The organism is Pseudomyxococcus flavus, from assembly GCF_050038885.1.
In the GTDB taxonomy this organism is placed as follows: Bacteria; Myxococcota; Myxococcia; order Myxococcales; family Myxococcaceae; genus Myxococcus; species Myxococcus flavus.
On record NZ_CP143624.1, the window covers coordinates 978552 to 997956 of the forward strand.

The window sequence follows — 19405 nt, forward strand, 5'->3', positions numbered from 1 at the left end:
CAACATCGCGACACATCCAGGAGCACGAAGACGATGCCGAGGACTTCCCAGGAGCAGACCCAGGAGCGCCACGCGTTCCTGCTCGACCTCTTCCGCCAGCAGCCGGACATCAGCAGCAAGGAGGCGCTGGAGTCCTTCAAGCAGAAGTTTGGCGGCACCATCAACATGAAGACCTTCAACCAGCTCCGTGAGCAGGCCGAGGACGAGGCCGCGTCGGCCGCCGCCGCGCCCGCGCCCACCCCCGAGGTGGAGCCCGAGCCCGAGGCCGAAGAGACGGAGCCGGTGGTGGATGACGCCGCGGCCCGCCTGAAGGCCGCCGCGGCCCCGGAGGCCCTCAACGGCGCGCCCGCCGCCCCGGCCAAGAAGCCCAAGGCGAAGGGCAGCGGCCCGAAGAACATCTTCGTCGACGCGCCGAAGGAGCACCTCACCTTCCTGGAGGGCATCATCCAGCAGTTCCAGGAGGCCGGCGCCGCCAACATCCGCATCGACCACGCCACGGACCGCTGGATGGTCGTCGTGGTGGACTCGAAGTAGTCAGGAGCTCCTTCCCGGCCAGGCGGCGTGTCCGCCTGACCGGAATCAGTGCCGTCAACGTTTGGCGGACGGCGCCAGCATCTCGAGCGGGAGTGGCTCGGAACCGGACAGCCGGCTCACTTCCAGCGCCGGGCCCACCCCACTCACACGCGCGCCCCGGAATCCCGTGGCGTCAGCGGCGTCCTCCTCCCACGCCACGAACCAGGCGTCACCGTCCCACACCACCACGGGCGCGCGTGATGTCGCCCCGGCGGGCAGGACGACGGGCACGTCGAGCAACCTTCCATCCAGGCTCACCCGAGCGGCCAGCATGCCCGGCGTGCCGGAGAGGTTCTCGCTCCAGACCGCCAGGTAGGCGTCGTCGCCGCGCGCGGCGGCCACCGGCGGCTTGTGCTTCGACGGGCGCGTGAGCCGCAGCGCCGGCCTGTCCTTCACCGTGTCGTCGTGCGTCACACGGGTCGCCAGGATTTCGTGCGGGCCGAATTCATCCGTGCCCGTGGTCGTGCCCGCGTAGGTGACGAGGAACTTGTGGTCTCCGGCCGCCACGGCGGGCGCAAGCTCCTCTGGGAAGTCCCCCGAGGAGATGGTGAAGCCCGACTTCGAGCCCAGGATGCTTCCGTTGTCCCCCACCCGGACACCGCGCACGCGGTGGTGCCCCGTCCGGGTGTCATCCCAGACGACGAGCGACTTGTTGCCGCTGGGCGCCACGCGAGGCACTGTCTGGTCGCCCGCGCCCGTGGCGATTCCGAAGGCCGCGGGCCCGTCCAACGCGAGGTCCTTGCGGAAACGGGCGCCGTAGACATCCTGCGTGCCGTTCTTGTCGTCCTGCCACACGACGAAGAAGTGGTTGCCCGTCCACGTCACGTCGGGGACCGTCTGTGCGCCCTCGCGGACGACGAGCGGGACACCGCCCGGCCCGTCCAGCCGGGTGCCGTCTTTCTTCACCCGGTTTCCGAAGAGGTCCGGCGTGAGGATCCCACCGCGCTCGTCGCTCCAGACGACCAGGAACTGCTTGCCATCCCAGGCCACGGCCGGGCTGATGGCCATGTTGGAGGCGGAGACGGAGAGCTGCGTGCGCTCGGACACGTCTCCGTCGGACGTCACACGAATGGCATTGATGATGCTCTCCACGTCGCCCACGAAGGGGAAGGCGAGCAGACACAGCTCATGCGCGCAGGCGATGCCAGGAGGCCCCCGTACCTCATCGGAGCCGAAGACGACGAACCGGCGGCGCACGTCCCCGTCGCGCTCGACATGGGCGGCCACCAGGCCGGACGCGCTGACCCAGGTGACGAGGAAGAACTTGCCGTCCCAGGCCACACGGGGCTGCCCGCCATCCAGCCCACTGCCCGCGTTGATGGGGAAGCCTCCGGGGTCGAGCACCTTTCCCTTGGGCGTCACACGCGCGCCGAAGACGCCTCCCTCGCGTTCGTCCTGCCAGACGACCAGGAACTGTTTGCCATCGAAGGCCACGCCCTCGCCCGGACGTCCCGTGAGCGGCGTCTTCGCCATGCGCGTTCTCGCCTCGGACGGGATGGACAGACCCGCCCGCCCGTCCAACGCCTCCCAGACCTCCTCTGGCACTTCATCCGGTGGCTCATCCGACGGCATCCCGCAGGCGGACAGCAGGACTCCCAGCAACACGCCGCCCCACCGCGCCACCCGCGCGGGCTTCCACTTCGCCTGACGCATACGTTGCTCCCCTCTGGTTCGACAGGCGGCAACGTCATGCGCGAGAGGAGACGCAACAATCCGCCCGGTGGGGAGGGAAACGCATCCAGCCCGGGGACCTGTGGCCATCCCGTCGGGTCCCCCCGCGAACGCCCTCCCCCAACGGCTGTCACCGGTCCACCACCGTGCCCACCCGGATGTGGTCCCCGGCGCCTGCCTTGTGGATGAATGGCGTGCGTGATGCGCACGCTCCTCATCGCTTCCGTCCTGCTGTCCGCCTCCGCCTGTTCGCGCGCCAGCGCCACGCGGCCTGACTCAGCCGTGGTGCAGCCGGCTGCCCAGGCACCGCTCCCCAGTGGGTGGTCCTCCCCGCTGCACCGGGAGCATCCGCTCACGGGCCGAATCTGGGACGTGAAGGCGTCCCGCTTCGTGGACGCGGACACCTTGCGCCGTTCGCTCGCCGAGGCGCGCTGGGTGGTGCTGGGAGAACGGCATGACCAGCCCGACCACCACGCGCTCCAGGCGTGGCTGGTCCAGTCCCTGGCCGCGGGAGGGCGGAAGCCCGCGCTGGCCTTCGAGATGCTGGACGTTGGGCAACAGCCAGCGGTGGACGCGTCGCTGGCGCGGGCGCCTCGTGACGCGGAGGCGCTCGCGGCCGCGGTCAACTGGGCCGGCAGCGGGTGGCCGGACTGGAGCCTGTACCGCCCCGTCTTCGCGGCAGGGCTGGAGGCGGGGCTTCCCGTCATCGCCGCCAACCTGCCGCGCGCGCAGGTGCGGGATTTGGTGATGCGGGGTCCGGAAGCCCTGGCACCCGAGCTTCGCCAGCGCCTCTCCCTGGACACGCCCCTGCCCGAGGCCGTGGAGCAGGCGATGCGTCAGGAGCAAGACGAAGCCCACTGTGGCCACCTGCCCCAGGAGATGCTCGGCCCCATGGTGCAGGCCCAGCGTGCCCGGGACGCGCATCTGGCGGACCGGCTGCTGAGCGCGGACACGCGCCAGGGCGCGGTCCTCATCACCGGCAATGGCCATGCGCGCACGGACCGGGGTGTGCCCGCGCAGCTCGCGGCGCGTGTCCCCGGCCAGAGTGTGCGCTCTGTGGGCTTGCTCGAAGCCGCCCCGGAGCTGGGCGAGCCCACGGACTACGCGGCCTCCTTTGGCGTGCAATCCCTTCCCTTCGACTATGTCTGGTTCACGCCGGCGGTCCCCATGGAGGACCCGTGCGCGGCGCTTCGCAATCGCACGACGAAGTAGCGTCGTCGGACACTGCGTGAAGTAGCCAACATGTCAGGGCATGGGCTATGTCGCCGCGCCCATGACACCCTCGATTCTCGCCGCCTCGCTCGTCCTGGCCCTGGGACAGAGCCCGGAGTCCACCGACACGCAGGAAAACCCTTCGGCGTCGTCGTTCCTCCAGACGCGCGGGTCCCTGCTCCTAGCAGACACCGACTTCGGTGCGCCGGATTCCCTCACGCGCTTTCACGTCGCGCTGGATGCGCGCACACCGGAGTTTCCGTCGGGACTGAGGGCGGAGGCCGGGGTGTCTGTCTTTCTGCTTGCGACGGGGACCCAGGGCATCTCCCTGGCGGACAACGCCAGCTTCTTGCGGCTCCGCTACCGGCCTTCGTCCTGGGCGCCGGATGAGGGGCTGGCCCTGACCGCGTTGCCCGTGAGCTCGACTCGGCTGTACATGGGCTACGAGAACCCGGTGGCCTGGGGACGCCAGCCCTACCGCTCGCCGCAGCCCGGCGGCGAGCCGGGCCTGGAGCTGAGCCTGTCGCGGCGGCGCTGGGACGCCTTCGTCGCCGCCAAGTCCGCGCGCGTGAACAACGGCCTGACGCTCGAGACGGAGCGGCGGCTCATGCTGATGGCAGGCGCCGGCGTGGACGTGTCTCCGGGCTTCAGGGCGGAAGTGAAGGTCGCGAATGTCGACCGGGGGCCCGCCCCGGGCGCCGGTGGGATGGGAATCGAGAGCCCCATCCATGCACGTGGGGTGTCGGGGCGCCTGCTGTGGCACCATGGCGTCCCCGTCGGCTCGAACGTGGACCTGGCGCTCTATGAGGGAGACCCGACCTTCTTCGAGCGCTTCTTCGTGCCCGACGTGTACCCGGGAGGCTTCGGCGCGAGCGTCGCACTGGAAGGGAGCTACGTGTCCCAACAGCTTCTGGACACGGCCTCGCTGGATCCGGGGGAGACGCGCAAGGAGTCCGCCCATGCCGCGGCGCTCGTCGCGAGGTTCAAGTGGGACCTGCTGCGGCTTCACGCGCTCGCCTACTACCGCACGGCCACCTTCATCACGGTCGATATGCCCGGCTTTCCGTACGACCAGGCGCAGGCCCCAGAAACGCAGCTCCAGTCCGAGCTGTCGGCCACGGTGGGCGTGGATTACTTCCTGCGGGACTGGGGCCTCACGCCGGGGCTGCTCGTGCGCGTCACCGCGCCAGCGACGCTGGAGCGGATCTATCCGCTCTCGCCAGGGCTCCCGATCAGCCCCCTGGTCCTTCGGGGCCCCAACCAGGTTTCCATGCTTCCCGCAGGCGAGGATAGAGGCCTCATCCTGACGGCCAGGGCCACGGCGCTCTGGGACCTGGGAGAGGCCGTCGGTGTCCTCGCCGAGCTGTTCTACACACGCGACCCGAACCAGACCATCTTCATGGAAGACGAAACGGGAGTCGATCGCCCCGTCCTGACGTCACCGGACCTCGTGGGCGGCAACCTGCTGCTCCAGGTGCGCTTCTAAACCGAAGCACACGCTTCACGAATGGCCTCGGGCGACTCGCCCGAGGTCGGCTTCTGCGCCGCCGCTGCATCATGCGCCACGCTTGCCCCCTCCTCCCCTTCGAGGGGAACTGACGCGGCAGGGCCCACCGCGCTGGCCGCCTGGAGTCGGACTGCCGCGGGTTGCGCCACCGCCGGTGCGAATGAAGGTTTGGGTCGACGTCCTCGGCAACACAGGAGGCCGACCTTCATGCCACTCGAATCAACGGCAAGAGAGCGCATCGATGGCCTGCCCGGCCCTGCGCTATTCCCGCCAGTCACGGTGCGCTCCGCCATCGCACGCGCCATTGCCGCACGCGAGGAGGCGTTCCCGACATGCAACTGACCTCTCAACAGGCCCAGGTCGTCCTCGACAGCGCGGAGGCCAGGGCTCGTGAGCTCGGGCTGTCCGTCGTCATCGCCGTGCTCGACGCTGGCGCGCACCTCAAGGCGCTCAGGCGCATGGATGGCGCGGTCCTGGCGTCGATAGACATCGCCATCCGCAAGGCTTCGACGGCCGTGCTTTTTCAAGCGAACAGCGAAGCGGTCTGGGACTACTGCAAGCCCGAGGCGCCCGCGCACTTCCTCGAACTGACGAACAGAGGCCTCGCCCCGTTTGGCGGCGGCATCCCACTCAAGGGGCCGGACAGCGCCGTCATCGGCGCCCTGGGCATCTCCGGTGGCACCGTTCCGCAAGACACCGAAGTGGCGCAGGCTGCCTTCGCGGCCTTCGAAGCCCGGTTCAAACCAGCAAGGAGCAACGCATGAAGCGGATTCTCATCACGGGTGCCGGTTCCGGCTTCGGCGAGGGTGCGGCCATTGGCCTCGCCAGGAAGGGCCACGACGTGATTGCCACCGTGCAGGTCTCTCCGCAGGTCACGCCACTCCGGGAGAAGGCCAGGGAGCTCGGCCTGAAGAACCTCCGCGTCGAGCGGTTGAACCTGGACGACCCCTATGACGTCGCCCATGCGCAGACGTTCGACATCGACATCCTCTGGAACAACGCCGGCATGGGAGAAGCCGGGCCCGTCTTCGAGATTCCAGTCGACCTCGTACGCCGCAACTTCGAGGTCAACGTGTTCCTGCCGCTGCAGCTCACGCAGGGCTTCGTCCGCAAGTGGATCGACACGCGGACGAAGGGGAAGGTCGTGTTCACCTCGTCGATGGGCGGCCTGTTCACGCCGGCGAACTGGGGCGTCTACGTCTCCACCAAGCATGCGCTGGAGTCCATCGCCGAGGCCTTGCAGCAGGAGCTCGAGCCCTACGGAATCAAGGTTCAGACCATCAATCCCGGCGCGTACTACACCGGCTACAACGAGACGATGGCGGACGCGCCGTTCCGCTGGCTCGACGACTCCAGGCACGTCACGAAGCGCGCGGCGCTGCGAAAGGAGTTCGACGCCTTCTTGCAGGCCCCCGAGGGCCATCTGGACGCGCGCGAGATGATCGACCGCATGATTGAAATCGTGCCCGCGGACACCGGCAGGTTCCGAAACGTCGTGCCGAAGGCCGTCGAGGACATGCTCAAGAAGCATCAACTCGCCGCCTGGGAGAAGAACATCTGAGCTGCGAGGAACGCATGACGCTGAGAACCGTCATTGCGGCTTCGGCCTTCTGCATCGCATCAGGGGTGGGTGGTAGCTCCATGGGACAGACGCATCCGGAAATCGAATCGCGCAACAAGGCGCGGGTCATGGAGAAGTTCGAGGCATGGGCGTCCGGCACCGGCAGCCCCTACGAGCTCCTCGCGGAGGACGCGACGTGGACCATCACCGGCAGGTCGCTCGCCTCGAAGACCTATCCCAGCCACGAAGCCTTCATGAGCGAGGTCATCCGGCCGTTCAATGCGCGCATGCGCGTTGGCCTGAAGCCGACGGTCCACCGCATCTACGCGGAGGGCGACACGGTGACCATCCTGTTCGATGCGAGGGGAACAGCGCGAGACGGCGTGCCCTATGAGAACACGTACGCTTGGTTCCTCGAGATGCACGACGGAAAGGTGACGAAGGCGACGGCCTTCTTCGACAGCCTGACGTTCAACGAGCTGTGGACTCGCGTGGAGCCCGCCGCGCGCGAGGAAGGTCGCTGACACGGCGCGCGCAGCGGTGGCGGGGAGGCGCCCCGTGTGCCTCACCCGCCACGCAACAGCGTGAGGGCGCGCTGGAAGTCTTCGGGCAGCGAGGCTTCCACGCGAACGAGATGTCCCGAAGCGGGGCTGGGGATTTCCAATCGGAAGGCATGCAGCGCCTGCCGGCCCAAGGTCTGCGCCGCGGCATGCGCTCGCGCCGCCTGCGTGCCGTAAAGCGAATCCCCCAGCACGGGGAAACCGGCCTCGGAGAGCTGCACGCGAATCTGATGCGTGCGGCCGGTGTCCAGGTCGACTTCCAGCAACGCCCCATCGGCGAAGCGCTCGCGGACCTCGAACGAGAGCGCGGCCCTGCGCGCGGACGGCACGCGGGTGGTGAAGCGCCGCGGGTCCGCGGGGTCGCGAGCGTAGGGCCCCTCCAGACGCCCCTGGTCCGGTGGCTGGCCCAGCACCAGCGTCCAGTACCGCTTGTCCACCCGCTTCTCCTGAAAGGCGCGAAGGAGCGCAGCGGCGGCCGCGTCCGTGCGCGCGAAGGCCAGACAGCCACTGGTCTCCCGGTCCAGCCGATGCACCACCCCGGGCTGGGCCATGCCCTCCACATCGAATGGCGGTCGCTGCGCGGCAAGCAGGCTCACCACGGAGGCCGCGCGCCCTTCTGGCTCCACCACGATGCCCGGGGGCTTGTTCACGATGACCAGCGCCGCGTCGTCGTGAAGGACCGGCAGCATGGGTCCCTCGGTGGCCGCGGGCTGCGCCGCGCGGGGCTCCGGCCTTTCGAGCTCAATCTCCTCACCGCCCCACAGCTTGCGCGTGGGCTGGCACTTCTTTCCGCGAATGCGAACCGCGCCCGAGTCGATGAGCGCACGCGCCCGCTCCAGGTTGAGGCCCGGCACCTGCTTCGACAGGAAGCGGTCGAGCCGCTCACCAGCGGCCTCACGAGGAACCTGGACCTTCTGCTGTGCCATGCGTTTCCCGTCCCTCAACCCGGGGGACGAGTCAACAGCCACGGCACCGGCAACGTCCACCACCTCTACGCTCCGGACATCGCGCTCCGCACGCAGGGGGCCCTGGAAGCCGGAGGCAAGACCGCCTTCGTCCATGGGCAGGCAGTCCCGCTCCGGGCACATCGCTCGCGGCGCACGAGGGACCGGAAGATGGCGGCAGCTCGCCCCCGCGCTGGGCGCATCGCTTGCGGTGCGCTGGGTGCCCCCGGAAGATGATGGCAGCCTGCCCCCGTCCGCCCGTGAATCTCCTCTGCCCCGCCTGTCATTCCGCCCTTGCCGTCGCCCCGGCGGACACGCGACGCGCCTGCCCCTCCTGCGGCGCGGAGGTCGTGCCGGCCGGGGATATGCGGGGCGTCCCACCCGAGGTGGACCTCACGGGTGAATCCCTGGGCGGCTTCCGGCTGGTGGCTCGTGTGGGCGTGGACGACACGGGCGCGCTGTATGAGGCGGAAGGCCATGCCGGTCCCTGCAGCGTCAAAGTGCTGCCCGCGCATGTGACGGCGGACGCAGCGCACCGAGCACGCTTCCACCGCGAGGTGGACGTCCTGAGAAGCGTGCGGCACCCGGGACTCGTCCACGTCCTGTCAGCCGGAGAAGAGCGCGGACGCTGTTGGTACGCCATGGAGCCGGTCACCGCGCCCGACCTGAAGACGCGGCTGGACCGGGTCAACGCCCTCCCCTGGCCCGAAGTGGAATGCCTGGCGCTTCAGTTGCTCGAGGCGCTCGGCGCCGCGCACGAGGCGGGGCTCGTCCACGGAGACCTGCGGCCGGAGAGTGTCCTGCTCGCTCCGGGTGGCGTGAAGCTCTGGCGCTTCGGCCTGTCGCTCGTGCCCCTCGGTCCCCGCCCGCCCCAGGCGCCCGAGCAGCGCAAGTGGGGCCGCGCGGTGGCGCAGTCGGACCTGTATGCGCTGGGGCACGTGCTGTACGAGGCCCTCACGGGCGGCGGCCCCGGAAGCCGCCCCCTGCCGCCGAACGTGCCGCGCCACCTGCGCAGGCTCTTGGAGGCCCTGCTCTCGGAGCCCATCGAAGGCCGTCCGGACAGCGCCGCGTCCGCGCGGAGGCTGCTGACCTCGCGCGTCCGGCTGGGCCCGCTGATTCTAGGCGGCGCGATGCTGGCCCTGGCGCTGTACTCGCTGCTGCGTGTCACCTGAGCCGGCCCGTCCTCAGGCGCGGTAGAGCTGGGCATCGGACATGCGGTGCTTCGGCTTGCGGCGGATGAAGCGGTTGGCGTCACCCCGTCGATAGCAGGTGATGAGGCGCTCCTCGTCGTTGAGCAGCACAATCCACCCACGCGCCTGCCGCGCCACGTCCAGGCTCCGCCACGCCCGGGGCAGCTCCCGCTCCAGCACCGTCACGTGCGTCATCCCTGCCGCCCGGGTCCGACTGCCGAACTCCAGGATGAAGTCGAGCACGTCATCACGAAGCTGCCGGAGCGAGCTGCGCTCGACGAAGTGGCGCGTGACGGAAAACCCAGGGGAGACGGGCGGGCGGCAAACGGGCATGGCGTGGACCTCCTGTTGCCGGGATGCCATTACACACGCCGTTCCAACGTTCCCTGCTCGGGATTCCGCGAACTTGCCCGCCACGCGCACTGCCGCCGAATGACAATCCGTCAATTCCCGTGCGGGCGTGTGACAGCGAGACGCGGGCGACTGGACTCCGGCCGTCCCTGGCCGCCTGGGACACATGGTGTAGAAGGCGCCCCATGGGTTCCATGCCGAAGCTGCCCCCCGGTGAGCTGCTCCAGGATGCCACCCGCGCCTACGTGCGCGGGTACCGCTCGGCGTCCCTCTGCGCCGGCATCACCCAGGGCGGCGTGCACCATGTCGAGGCGCTGCGGAGCAAGGGCACGCCCCCGGCCCCAAGTGCCATCTTCGCGCTGGGAGAGCTCACCCAGGTCTTCACGGGGGCCCTCCTCGCGTTGCTCGTGGACCAGGGCAAGGCACGGCTCGACATGCCGCTGGCCGAGGTGATTCCCCGGTCGCTGCTCACGGATGCCACGGCGGGCAGCATCACCCTGGAGCAACTGGCCACGCACACCTCGGGCATGCCCCACCTGCCGCCCAACCTGGAGCACGAGGCCCTGAAGCGGGAGGACCCCTTCGGCCAGTACGACGCGCGGCACTTCGGTGAGTTCCTCCAGGGCTACCAGCCCCAGTGGCCACCCCCGCGCCGCTACGCCGCATCGATTCTCGGCATGGGCGTGCTGGGCCATGCCCTCTCCCGGCGCGCGGGCGTCAACTACGGGCACGCCTTGAGGGACCTGCTCTTCAAGCCCCTGGGCATGGCTGACACGACGCTCCGACTCTCCGAAGAACAGGAGCCACGCCTGATGCCCGGCCACACGGCGAGGGGAAAACCCATCCCAGGATGGACCTTCCCCGCACTGCCTGGAGCAGGGGCGGCCTTCTCCAGCGCTCCCGACCTGCTCCGATTCCTCGACGCGAACCTGGGGCGGGGCGACGCGGGAATCGTGCACGCCCTGCAGCGGACGCATGTACCGCGCGCGGAGGCGCCCCACGGACACGTGGGGCTCGGCTGGAACGTGTCGCAGGTGCGTGGGCAGCCCGTGGTGTGGCGCTCCTCCGTCATGGGGGGCTACACCGGCTTCATCGGCTTCGCTGCCGCGGCGGACGCGGGCGTGGTCCTCCTGGCGAACCACGGCTGGTCCTTCTTTGCCGCGCTTCGTGGGCGCGTCCCGCTGGAAGCGCCGGGCCTCGCGCTGCTCTCCAGGCTCCTCCCCGGGTGAGCACGGCAGTGGCACGACCGAATTCGTCTTCGCCCAAACGGAATTCCAGGGATGGAACAGCATCCCGGAGAATGCGGTACGCTCTCCTGACGTTGAAAAACGGGAGTTGCCCATGACCGTGCTGAACGCGCTCCGGGAGCGCATCGAGTCGCATTTTCCATCGACCGCGTATGCGGATCCCTCGCCACACGCCTTCCAGCCCGCCCCGCTCCTGGCATTCGCCACGCGGGTGACGAATGCGTACGCGGCCGACGCGCGGCTGGTCGACACGGACGCCGCCGGTTCATGGCGGGCCCTGCTGACGCACGCCATCGAGGTCTATGAGGCCGTGAGACCTTGCCTCGACATCACCTACTCGACACGCACCGTGTACTCGGGTCCCGAGGACATCGTCGCGGACCTGGAGCGGGGGCGGCTCGAAATCAACACCGAGCACTGCGAGCACCCGCTGTGGACGCCGGAGGAGAACTGCATCTTCCGAATTGCCCACGACATCATCCCGCACGCCCTGCACCTCCGGCCCTTCTCACTGGAGGGCGAGGTGCTGGCGTTCCATGACCACGTCCGGAAGGCGCCGCCCGAGGCCCGGCTGGCACTGTTCACGGAAATCTTCGGCTATGCAGCCATCCGGTACTCCACGGGCGTCTATCCCGAGGCCCAGAAGTGCATTGTCTTTCCGGAGCTGCTCGCGGAGTACGAAGCGGCCTTCCTGCCGCCCGGCGGAAGCGCGCAGGCGTAGGGAAAGGCCTGCCCCTTTCCTCTCAGCGCCGGGTGGACTTCTTGCGAGCCCGGCGCGCCGCGACCGTGTTGCGCACGAACTGCTTGCCGCGCCGTGAGCCCGCGCGCTTCTTCCGCTCCGTCGCGCGCTTCTGGGCGGGGCTGAGCTGTTCCCACGCCTGCTTCGGCAGATAGCGGGACGTGGTGGCGCCCTGGCGGGCCCGGGTGTCGCCTTCCTTCGTCTGCCACGCCTCCTCCGTCCAGGACGTGAGGGACTTCTGCGTCCCGCTGCGTCCGCCCCTGTAGCCACCGCCGGCCTTCTTGTACTCGGCGGCCACGAGCTGCGCCTTGCGCGCGCTCCACTCGCCCGCGCGGCCGCCCTTGCTGCCGCGCAGGATGCGGGCCTTGATGCGCTCGCGCAGCTCCGGCTCCGTGTACCTGCCAGAGGAAGCGGCCTTCCGGGCCGTGGTGCGGGAGGCCGCCCCCGACTTCCGGGCAGGGGTGCTGCGCCGTGGTGACGTGCGCGGCTTCGCAGCAGCGGGACGTGAGCGCTTCCTCGTGGCCATGGGGCCCTCCTCGCGATGTCCAACCAGGCGCCCTCCAGACTGGGAATGCCGCCGGTCATCCGCAAGCGAGGCCGCCCGCGCGGGCCCCCGGACATGAAGGCCTCGAACGCTCCCCTGCTTCACTTGGGCGGAGGGAGCGCCACCATCTTCTCGGGGTCCACCGGCACGTCCAGGCGCGAGTACGAGAACACCAGCGACGTCTCGATGCGGCTCACCTCGGGACGGCTGGTGAAGGACAGGATGGTCAACCTCCGGAGGTGCTCGGTGTCGCGACACACCACGTGCACCAGGAAGTCCGTGCTGCCGCCCAGGCAGTAGACGGCCACCGTCTCCGGCAGCGAGCGCAGGTGCTCGCCAATGCTGCCGAAGGCATGGTCGACGTGCAGCTTCAGCTGGACGGAGATGAGCGCTTGAAGCCCCAGGCCCAGTGCCCCCGCGTCCAGCTCCGCGCGGTAGCCCTTGATGAAGCCTTCCGACTCCAGCTTCTTCACCCGCGTCAGACATGAAGAGGGCGCCAGCCCCACGTGCGCCGCCAGCGCCTTGTTGGACAGCCGCGCATCCTTCTGGAGCGCGGCCAGACCGGCCATGGGCGTGCCCGTCCACCATCCGGACGTGCGCGTCTTCGAGGTGAAGGACCGCGCCAGCAGCTCGGCGCGCCCGAGGAGGTGGGCATGCGCTTCCGCATGTCCCATTTCGGGCATGTGTTCGCGAGCAACGCCTACGCCGCGGGCTACTACCGCTACCTGTGGGCCGACGTGCTGGCCGCGGATGCCTATGACGCCTTCGCGGGGGCGCCCCCGGCCCAGGTCACGAAGGCGGCGGACCGGCTGCGCCAGCACGTGCTGTCGGTGGGCAATACGGTGGACCCGTTCGAGGGCTACCGCGCCTTCCGCGGCCGCGACGCCGACATCCGCGCGCTGATGCGCGAGCGCGGCTTCCCGGTGAGGCACAAGCCCCACGACGCGGCAGCGCCCACGCCGAAGTAGGCGTGTGACGGTGAGGAGCGGGAGAAGCCCCGCTCCCTCTTCGTCACACGACGATGTCGTCCCCGCCGGAGTGCACCGACGGAGCGGGCGAGGTGGGGCTATCGAAATCCCGGCTGGGGTCCCGGGCAGCGGACTCGGGCGCCTCGTGCGCTTTCACCGAGGTGGGGCGCGTGCCGCGGTCCGGGCGGCTCACGCCGTCGAAGGCGTCCTGCTGCGCCCGGGCCCCCGCCGCCGCCGGTGCGGACGTCGCCGCCCGAGCTGCGGAGGGCGCAGGCGCAACGTGAGGACGAAGCGGCGGCGTGAGGGGCTTGGGTCGGATGGGGGAGGTCATGGGACTCTCCAGGCGAGGGGGTTTCTCCTATTCTCCGAGAACCTGGGCCTCGAGTTGCGTGGGGCCTCAGCGGCCCGCCCGGGCGTCCCGCCAGCGTGAAACCTCGCGAGCCTGGGAGGCCTTGGTTTCGCCCGCGCCCTGGAACGCGGTGAGCGCCTCGCCCGACAGGGAGAGCGCCTGCTCACGCGAGCCGACCTCCCACAGGGCCCGGGCCAGCTCGAACTGGACCTCCGCCATCCGGGGGGCGCTCCAGCCCAGGGGCCGGATGATGTCCAGCGCCTGCTCCGCGGCGCGGCGCGCCCGCCGCGGCTGTTTCAAATCGAGCCACGCCCGCGCCAGCTCCGTGAGCCCCGAGACGAGCCGGGGCTGGCCCGCGCCTCCCGTCTCCTCGTTCCGGGCGAGCACCCACTCCAGCTCACGCACGGCCTCCCGCGCCCGGCCCACCCTGCGCAACACGGCCGCGCGTTCCTCCCGCGCGCGCAGCGTGGGCCCCGCGCTCGGCCCCAGCAGCCGCTCCTGGAGCGCGAGCACCCGCTCGTACCGCGCCAGCGCGCGCTCGAGGTTCCCCTGGCGGACCTCCATCCGCGCGAGCGCCGCCAGGGCGTCGGCGTGCGCCGCATGCTCCTCGCCCAGGGCGCGCGCGCTCAGCGCCAGGGCTTGCTCATGGTAGTCCCGCGCCCGGTCGAAGCGCCCCATCAGCTCATGGAGGAGGCCCACGTCACTGTAGAGCTGGAAGGTGCTGACGTGGGTGTCCCCGAGCGTGCGCCGCCGCAGCGCCAGGGCCTGCTCGTACAGCGGCAGCGCCGCCTGCGGCCCCTCCAGCATCCGATGTGCGTCACCGATGAGGAGCAACGTGTTGACCACCAGCGGATGCTCGGCGCCGAGCTGCCGCCGCTGGATGTCCAGGGTCCGCTCGTAGAGCGGCAATGCGTCGCGCACGCGCCCCTGCCGCACGTACACCAGGGCCAGGTTCGAGAGGACCTTGCCCGTCTCGAGGTGCTCGGGCCCCAGGACGCGCTCGCGGATGTCGAGCGCCCGCTGGTAGTGCTCGAGCGCCTGGGGCAGCAGCCCCTCACCGAAGTGAACGACCCCCAGGTGGTTCTCCAGCTGGGCGGCGACCTCCTCCGCCGGACCGACGCGCTCCATCAGGGCGCGCGCCGCGGCGGCCTGGTCCAGGCCCCGCTCCAGGTCCTCCAGCTCGTAGCCGTGGATGTAGACCCGGTCCGTCGCCGCGCGCAGCGCCAGCAGGTCATCGCGGCCGGCCAGCGCCGCCCGCTCCGCTCCCGCCCAGCTCCGCGCCGCGTCCTCGTGGCGGGCCAGCCGGAGCTCCAGCCAGCCGGTGACATGCAGGGCCTCGGCCTCCAGGGGGCGGTAGCCCACCGCGCGCGCCTCGTCCCGCGCGGCCAGGGCCTCCGTCAGGCCCTGCGCGTAGCGCCCCGTCTCCAGCAGCACGCGGGCTCGCGCCAGCCGCCTGCGCGCGTCCTCCAGCCGAGCCTGGACATCGGGCGCATCGGGAGGAGGCACCACGGAGAGGATGGACGCCACGCGGGCGCAGTCCGCGACGCGAGGCAGCTTCAGCGCGGCCTCCGCGGCCTTCACCACCAGCGCCGCGTCCGCGTGCTCCAGCGTGTCCGCGAGCACGTCCAGGGATTGCAGCCTCGAGTCCAGGCAGGCCATGCGCAGCGAGAGCACCTGCCCGGACTGCTCGTGCCGCACGTGCGTGGCCTGACAGGCGTCGGTGTAGCCCGCCTCCCACTCGCGAACGTAGGCGGACAGGTGGCCGGCGACCGTGTCCGCGGCGGAGGCGGCCAGGGGACTTCCCGTCGCGAGCAGGGCCTGGCGCAGCTTCGCCTGCCGGGCCGCGCTCCACACCGGGGCGACCCGGCCAGGCGCGCCGGTGCACGGCGCCGGCTCCGCGCGCAGGAATGCCACGAGCGCCAGCCCCGCCGCCACCGCGACCGCCCCCAGCCCCGCGGCGGCCCGCGCGCGCTTGCGGGCCGGGTCACGCCGCAGGGCGTCCAGCAGGGCGTCCATGGAGGGGTAGCGGTCCGCGGGAGAGACGCTGAGGCCTCGCAGCACCACGCGGCGAACCCAGGACGGGACGCCCGTGTCCCGCTCGGGCTCCTGGAGGCGCTGGAAGTCGGGAGGCTGCCCACGGGCGAAGGGGCGCACCTGGAAGAGGGCTTCGTACAGGGCGACGCAGAAGCTGAACTGGTCCCCCCGCGCGTCCATGGGCTCGCCGTTCCACTGCTCGGGCGGGATGTACGCTGGTGTCCCCACCAGCGAGCCTGTCCGGGTGAGGGAGCCGTGTCCCTGCGCCAGCGCGACGCCCCCGGGGACCGGGGTGGGCACCGAGGCGGGGACGTCCTGGAGGCGCGCCAGCCCGAAGTCCGTCACCCGCACCCGGCCAAAGCCATCCACCAGCACGTTGTCGGGCTTGAAGTCGCGGTGCACGAGCTGCGCGGCGTGAGCAGCGGCGAGCCCCTCTCCTGCCTGCCGGAAGACGGCGAGCACCTCGCGCCAGGAGCGGGGCCGCACCTTGAGCCACTGACGCAGCGTGCAGCCCTCGACGAACTCCATGGCCATGAAGAGCCGCCCGGCCACGGTGCCGACGTCGAAGACGGTGATGACGTGGGGATGCGACAGCCGCGCCACGGCCTGCGCTTCTCGCAACAGGCGCGCCTCCAGCTCCCGCGCGCCCTCGCCTTGCAGCGAGCGCACCAGCTTGAGCGCCACCTTGCGGTCCAGCTGCGGGTCATAGGCGCTGAGCACCACGCCCATGCCTCCCGCGCCGACCCGGTCAATCACCACGTAGCGACCCAGCACGGCGCCACGGCCCAGCGCCTCCTCGGAGAGGGAGGGCTCGCCGGTGCGTGGGCGGCTGGCGAGGTCCTCCGCCATGACAGTGGGCTCGTCCCCGCGGGCCGCCTCGCCCACCAGCGCGAGGCAAGCCGAGCACCCGTCCAGGTGCGCCTCCACGGCCTGCGCCTCCGCGCCGCCGAGGGCGCGCTCGCAGTACGCCAGGAGCGTGTTCTCGTCAGGGCAGCCCATGGTGTCATCGCAGCAGACGCCGCATGCTCAGCTCCAGCCCGCTCAGGAGCGTCTGCATCAGACTGTCCAGCTCTGAATCCTCGACCTTCAGCCGGTGCCGCAGCTCCTCGTGGGCCCGCCGGCGGAATGTGTCCCGCGCGGCCTTCAGCCAGCGCGTCATGGTGGCGCGGCTCACCCCATACACGCGGCCAATGTCCTCCACCCCCACGTTCTCCACGAGGTGGAGGCGAAGGAAGGCGCGCTCGCGAGGCTCCAGCGCCGCCAGCGCGGCCGCGATGGCGGCATCCAGGTCCGCGTGATGCCGGTGCTTGAGCGCCGCGAAGGACGCGCCGTCCGTCGGCAGCAGCGCCAGTCCCAGCGCCTCCAGCGGCGGCCGCGCGGCCCGCTCGCGCAGTTCGGTGAGCGCCAGCCGAAGGGCCACGGTGCGCACCCAGGCCTCCAGGGGGCCGCGCCCGTCGTACTCCGCCATGCGCGGAGGGGCATCCCGCCGGGGCAGCAGCAGGCGCTCGCGCACCCGCTGCATCGCCTCGTCCACCACGTCCGCGGCCATCCCCCTGCGCGCCAGCGCCTGGCGAGCCGGGGGCAACAGGCGGCGCTCGAAGTGGGCGAGCGCCTCCGGCTGTCCCCGCGCGCAGGCGCACGCGAGGTACAGGTCCTCCACGTAGGCGGGGACGGCCTGGGCCTCCCCTCCGGCGGCGGTGCGGGCCGCCAGGTGGGCCAGGAAGTCCTCCTGGGCCAGCACGACTCCGGGCCACGCGGAACGCGCCCGGAGGTACAGGCCTTCGCGAGAGGCGGGGGGCAGCATGGCGCCGGGAGTGTACAACGCCGTCCTCGCTACTCGATACCCAGGTGCCGCCGCACCTCGGCCGCGTAGGTGTAGACCTGCTGGAGGTACTGGGCGGAGTCGTTCTCGGACGGAGGCGCGTAGCGGTAGACGAGCGCCTCCCAGTTGCCGCTGTCGATTTCGCTCCGGTAGTACGTCCCGAGCAGCTTGAAGTACGCCTCGATGCCCTGCTCCATCGTCGGCCAGCCCGCGAAGCTGCCCGCCGCGCCGGGAGAGGTGAAGGCGTCGTAGGCCCCCTCCTGCCCCACGAACTTGAGGTTGCCGGGGTTGTTGTGCTCGCGCGACAGCCCCGTGGAGCCCCACTGGGACTCCTTCCACAACATGGCGAGCGCCAGGTCGATGGGGACGTCGTACTTCTCGGACAGCCGCAGCAACTGCTCGCCCTGGCCGGCGAAGCCCGTCTCCGCGAGCGACCAGGCTCCTGGCGCCAGCCGCAGCGACTCCAGCCGAGCGCCCTGCGCGGAGAGGTCCGAGGCCGGCGCCTCGGTGGGCGCCACGCCCGGAGGCGGCTGGATGGCGGTGGCGAAGCCGCCCGCGTGGTGCGAGGCGAGGAAGCGCTCCAGCTGGTCCGGCGTCAGCTCACGGCAGGTGCTGGACGGGTCCTTCACGATGAAGTTGCCCTCGGGCGTCATCCCCGTCACGGCAATCCAGTGGCCGCCGGAGAAGTTGCCGGAGGCATAGGGCGGCTGCTCGTTGGCGAGCATCACGCTGCTCTCGCCGTTGACGGCGACGAGGTTGCCCGCCTCCAACTGCTGGCGAATCCAGCCCACGTCCGAGCCGGCGCGGGTCTCGGTCTGCAGCCCCAGGTTCGCGGCCATCTGCTCCATGCCCACGTAGCCCGTGCCCTCGGCGCCCATGCCGATGGAGTTGGCGAGCTGGTTGATGAAGGCGCCGTCCGACAGGCCGCCCCCCAGCCCGAAGCCCTTGGCAATCATCGCCAGCGTCGTGGGGCCGCAGTTGGAGAAGCGGTTCCAGTCGTCCTCGGTCCCCTCGGAGTTGATCTGGTTGATGTAGGGCACCGGATAGCGCTCGCCCGGCGTGGAGGGTGTCGCGCCAGGGCCACCCGGGGTGCCCGGCGCCGCGGTGCCCGGCGTGGACGGAGCCCCCGGCGATTCCGCGCCACCGGGAGCGGAACCCGGCAGCCCCGGCGTGCCCGGCGCCTGGGTGGAGCCGGGGACGGCGGGCACCACGAGCGTGCTGCCCGCATAGATGAGGTCCGGGTTGGTCAGGCCGTTGAGCTCCACGATTTGACGAGCAATCTCCTCCACCGGGCCCGGCACACCTTGCTGCATGAGGGCCCAGGAGATGTCGCCCACGGTGTCACCGGGCTGGACCTGCCAGGTGGTGGTCGCCGGCACAGGCGCGTTGTCCCCCGGCGAGGGCCGCATCGCACGCGCCGCCACGTCCGCGGCCGCGCCTCCCAGCCGCTGGAGCATGACCTGCTGCCTCACGGCGTCGGCGACCTCCTCGAGCCGCTGGCGCATGCTCTGCTGCTTCACGGCGCCGGCGAGCTCCTCGAGCCCCTGACGCATCTTCTGCTGCTTCACGGCATCGGCGAGCTCCTCGAGCCGCTGGCGCATGTTCTGCTGCTTCACGGCGCCGGCGAGCTCCTCGATGCGCTGGCGCATGTTCTGCTGCTTCACGGCGCCGGCGAGCTCCTCGAGCCGCTGGCGCTGCAACGCGTGCTCGACGGCCTCACGGAGCTCCTCCCGGGCGCGAGGCTCCAGCCCCTTCAAGGCATCGTGAGCCTGGCCTCGTGCGCGCTCGAAGCCATCAACGGGCAGCTGGCCAGCCCGCGCCTTCACGGCGGTGTGGGCCGCTCCTGGCTCCTTCTTGCCGAAACAGGTGGAAGCGGAACGGAACGGGGGAACGCGAGGCGAGGAAGAACGGATGGACATTGCATGCTCCTATCGGGGGAACCTTCGATATATTTATCGCCGCGAGCAATGAATTGTTTCGCATCACGGAGCCGTCCTCTGCATCGTCACCAGACGTTGCCGTCCATCAAAATTCACCAGCAATTTCAGCGGCTTGCGCGAAAATTCAAAAAGAATGAGCCACTAATCCGGCGTGCTCCGTCTTCAGTTGGGAGACAGCTCACAGCAATCACTA

At 70.6% G+C, this 19405-nt stretch carries 19 protein-coding genes; 10 read left to right on the plus strand and 9 right to left on the minus strand.

From position 1 onward, the window contains the following. Nucleotides 1–33 precede the first annotated feature (33 nt). Nucleotides 34–534: a hypothetical protein gene (locus tag VZL07_RS03970; protein WP_426753991.1), complete on the plus strand. Its 501-nt coding sequence runs from the start codon at nt 34–36 to the stop codon at nt 532–534. A 54-nt stretch (nt 535–588) separates the two neighbouring features. On the opposite strand, the gene VZL07_RS03975 is transcribed toward VZL07_RS03970, so the two are convergent. Then, nucleotides 589–2226, minus strand: coding sequence for a hypothetical protein (locus VZL07_RS03975; RefSeq protein WP_426753992.1), 1638 nt, complete (start codon nt 2224–2226; stop codon nt 589–591). 219 nt (nt 2227–2445) lie between these two features. Here VZL07_RS03975 and VZL07_RS03980 point away from each other — a divergent pair, with 219 nt between their 5' ends. The 5 genes from VZL07_RS03980 (at nt 2446) to VZL07_RS04000 (ending at nt 7048) form a co-directional block, all read left to right on the plus strand. Beyond that, the gene (locus VZL07_RS03980; protein ID WP_426757229.1) at nt 2446–3456 is read left to right on the plus strand and encodes a ChaN family lipoprotein; all 1011 of its coding nucleotides are present in this window, start codon (nt 2446–2448) and stop codon (nt 3454–3456) included. A 61-nt stretch (nt 3457–3517) separates the two neighbouring features. Beyond that, nucleotides 3518–4942 (plus strand): hypothetical protein, encoded by a 1425-nt coding sequence (locus tag VZL07_RS03985; RefSeq protein ID WP_426753993.1) that lies wholly within the window; start codon nt 3518–3520, stop codon nt 4940–4942. Between the two features lie 353 nt (nt 4943–5295). Next, complete coding sequence (locus VZL07_RS03990; RefSeq protein WP_426753994.1) at nt 5296–5727, plus strand: GlcG/HbpS family heme-binding protein; 432 nt, start codon at nt 5296–5298, stop codon at nt 5725–5727. Then, nucleotides 5724–6524, plus strand: a complete 801-nt coding sequence (locus VZL07_RS03995; RefSeq protein WP_426753995.1) for an SDR family oxidoreductase — start codon at nt 5724–5726, stop codon at nt 6522–6524. Before VZL07_RS03990 ends, VZL07_RS03995 begins: the two co-directional genes overlap by 4 nt. A 14-nt stretch (nt 6525–6538) precedes the next feature. Continuing rightward, on the plus strand, nt 6539–7048 hold the full coding sequence (locus VZL07_RS04000; protein WP_426753996.1) for a nuclear transport factor 2 family protein: 510 nt from the start codon (nt 6539–6541) through the stop codon (nt 7046–7048). 41 nt (nt 7049–7089) lie between these two features. Here VZL07_RS04000 and VZL07_RS04005 read toward each other — a convergent pair whose 3' ends face one another. Continuing rightward, complete coding sequence (locus VZL07_RS04005; protein WP_426753997.1) at nt 7090–8010, minus strand: RluA family pseudouridine synthase; 921 nt, start codon at nt 8008–8010, stop codon at nt 7090–7092. A gap of 368 nt (nt 8011–8378) precedes the next feature. Here VZL07_RS04005 and VZL07_RS04010 point away from each other — a divergent pair, with 368 nt between their 5' ends. Continuing rightward, complete coding sequence (locus VZL07_RS04010) at nt 8379–9200, plus strand: serine/threonine-protein kinase (RefSeq protein WP_426753998.1); 822 nt, start codon at nt 8379–8381, stop codon at nt 9198–9200. A 12-nt stretch (nt 9201–9212) separates the two neighbouring features. On the opposite strand, the gene VZL07_RS04015 is transcribed toward VZL07_RS04010, so the two are convergent. After that, the gene (locus tag VZL07_RS04015) at nt 9213–9551 is read right to left on the minus strand and encodes a hypothetical protein (RefSeq protein WP_426753999.1); all 339 of its coding nucleotides are present in this window, start codon (nt 9549–9551) and stop codon (nt 9213–9215) included. A gap of 203 nt (nt 9552–9754) precedes the next feature. Between VZL07_RS04015 and VZL07_RS04020 the strand changes: the two genes are divergently transcribed. Together VZL07_RS04020 and VZL07_RS04025 are read left to right on the plus strand one after the other, a co-directional pair. Beyond that, nucleotides 9755–10798 carry a serine hydrolase domain-containing protein gene (locus tag VZL07_RS04020; protein WP_426754000.1) on the plus strand — a complete coding sequence of 348 codons (1044 nt, stop codon included), beginning with the start codon at nt 9755–9757 and terminating at the stop codon, nt 10796–10798. A gap of 112 nt (nt 10799–10910) precedes the next feature. Then, nucleotides 10911–11537, plus strand: a complete 627-nt coding sequence (locus VZL07_RS04025; RefSeq protein WP_426754001.1) for a hypothetical protein — start codon at nt 10911–10913, stop codon at nt 11535–11537. Nucleotides 11538–11559: 22 nt separating this feature from the next. Here the strand turns inward: VZL07_RS04025 and VZL07_RS04030 are convergent, their stop codons facing one another. Next, nucleotides 11560–12081, minus strand: coding sequence for a hypothetical protein (locus VZL07_RS04030; RefSeq protein ID WP_426754002.1), 522 nt, complete (start codon nt 12079–12081; stop codon nt 11560–11562). A gap of 119 nt (nt 12082–12200) precedes the next feature. Then, nucleotides 12201–12782, minus strand: a complete 582-nt coding sequence (locus VZL07_RS04035) for an Lrp/AsnC family transcriptional regulator (protein ID WP_426754003.1) — start codon at nt 12780–12782, stop codon at nt 12201–12203. On the opposite strand from VZL07_RS04035, the gene VZL07_RS04040 reads away from it, so the two are divergent. Beyond that, entirely contained in the window at nt 12753–13067 is a 315-nt protein-coding gene (locus VZL07_RS04040; RefSeq protein WP_426754004.1) for a M3 family metallopeptidase, read from the plus strand. The two genes, VZL07_RS04035 and VZL07_RS04040, sit on opposite strands and share 30 nt — an antisense overlap. Before the next feature lie 43 nt (nt 13068–13110). On the opposite strand, the gene VZL07_RS04045 is transcribed toward VZL07_RS04040, so the two are convergent. From VZL07_RS04045 to VZL07_RS04060, 4 genes are all read right to left on the minus strand, one after another. Beyond that, entirely contained in the window at nt 13111–13398 is a 288-nt protein-coding gene (locus VZL07_RS04045) for a hypothetical protein (protein WP_426754005.1), read from the minus strand. A 66-nt stretch (nt 13399–13464) separates the two neighbouring features. Beyond that, the gene (locus tag VZL07_RS04050; RefSeq protein WP_426754006.1) at nt 13465–16449 is read right to left on the minus strand and encodes a tetratricopeptide repeat protein; all 2985 of its coding nucleotides are present in this window, start codon (nt 16447–16449) and stop codon (nt 13465–13467) included. Between the two features lie 4 nt (nt 16450–16453). Beyond that, entirely contained in the window at nt 16454–17254 is an 801-nt protein-coding gene (locus tag VZL07_RS04055) for a sigma-70 family RNA polymerase sigma factor (RefSeq protein WP_426754007.1), read from the minus strand. 29 nt (nt 17255–17283) lie between these two features. Further along, nucleotides 17284–19191: a glucosaminidase domain-containing protein gene (locus VZL07_RS04060; RefSeq protein WP_426754008.1), complete on the minus strand. Its 1908-nt coding sequence runs from the start codon at nt 19189–19191 to the stop codon at nt 17284–17286. Between the last annotated feature and the right edge of the window lie 214 nt (nt 19192–19405).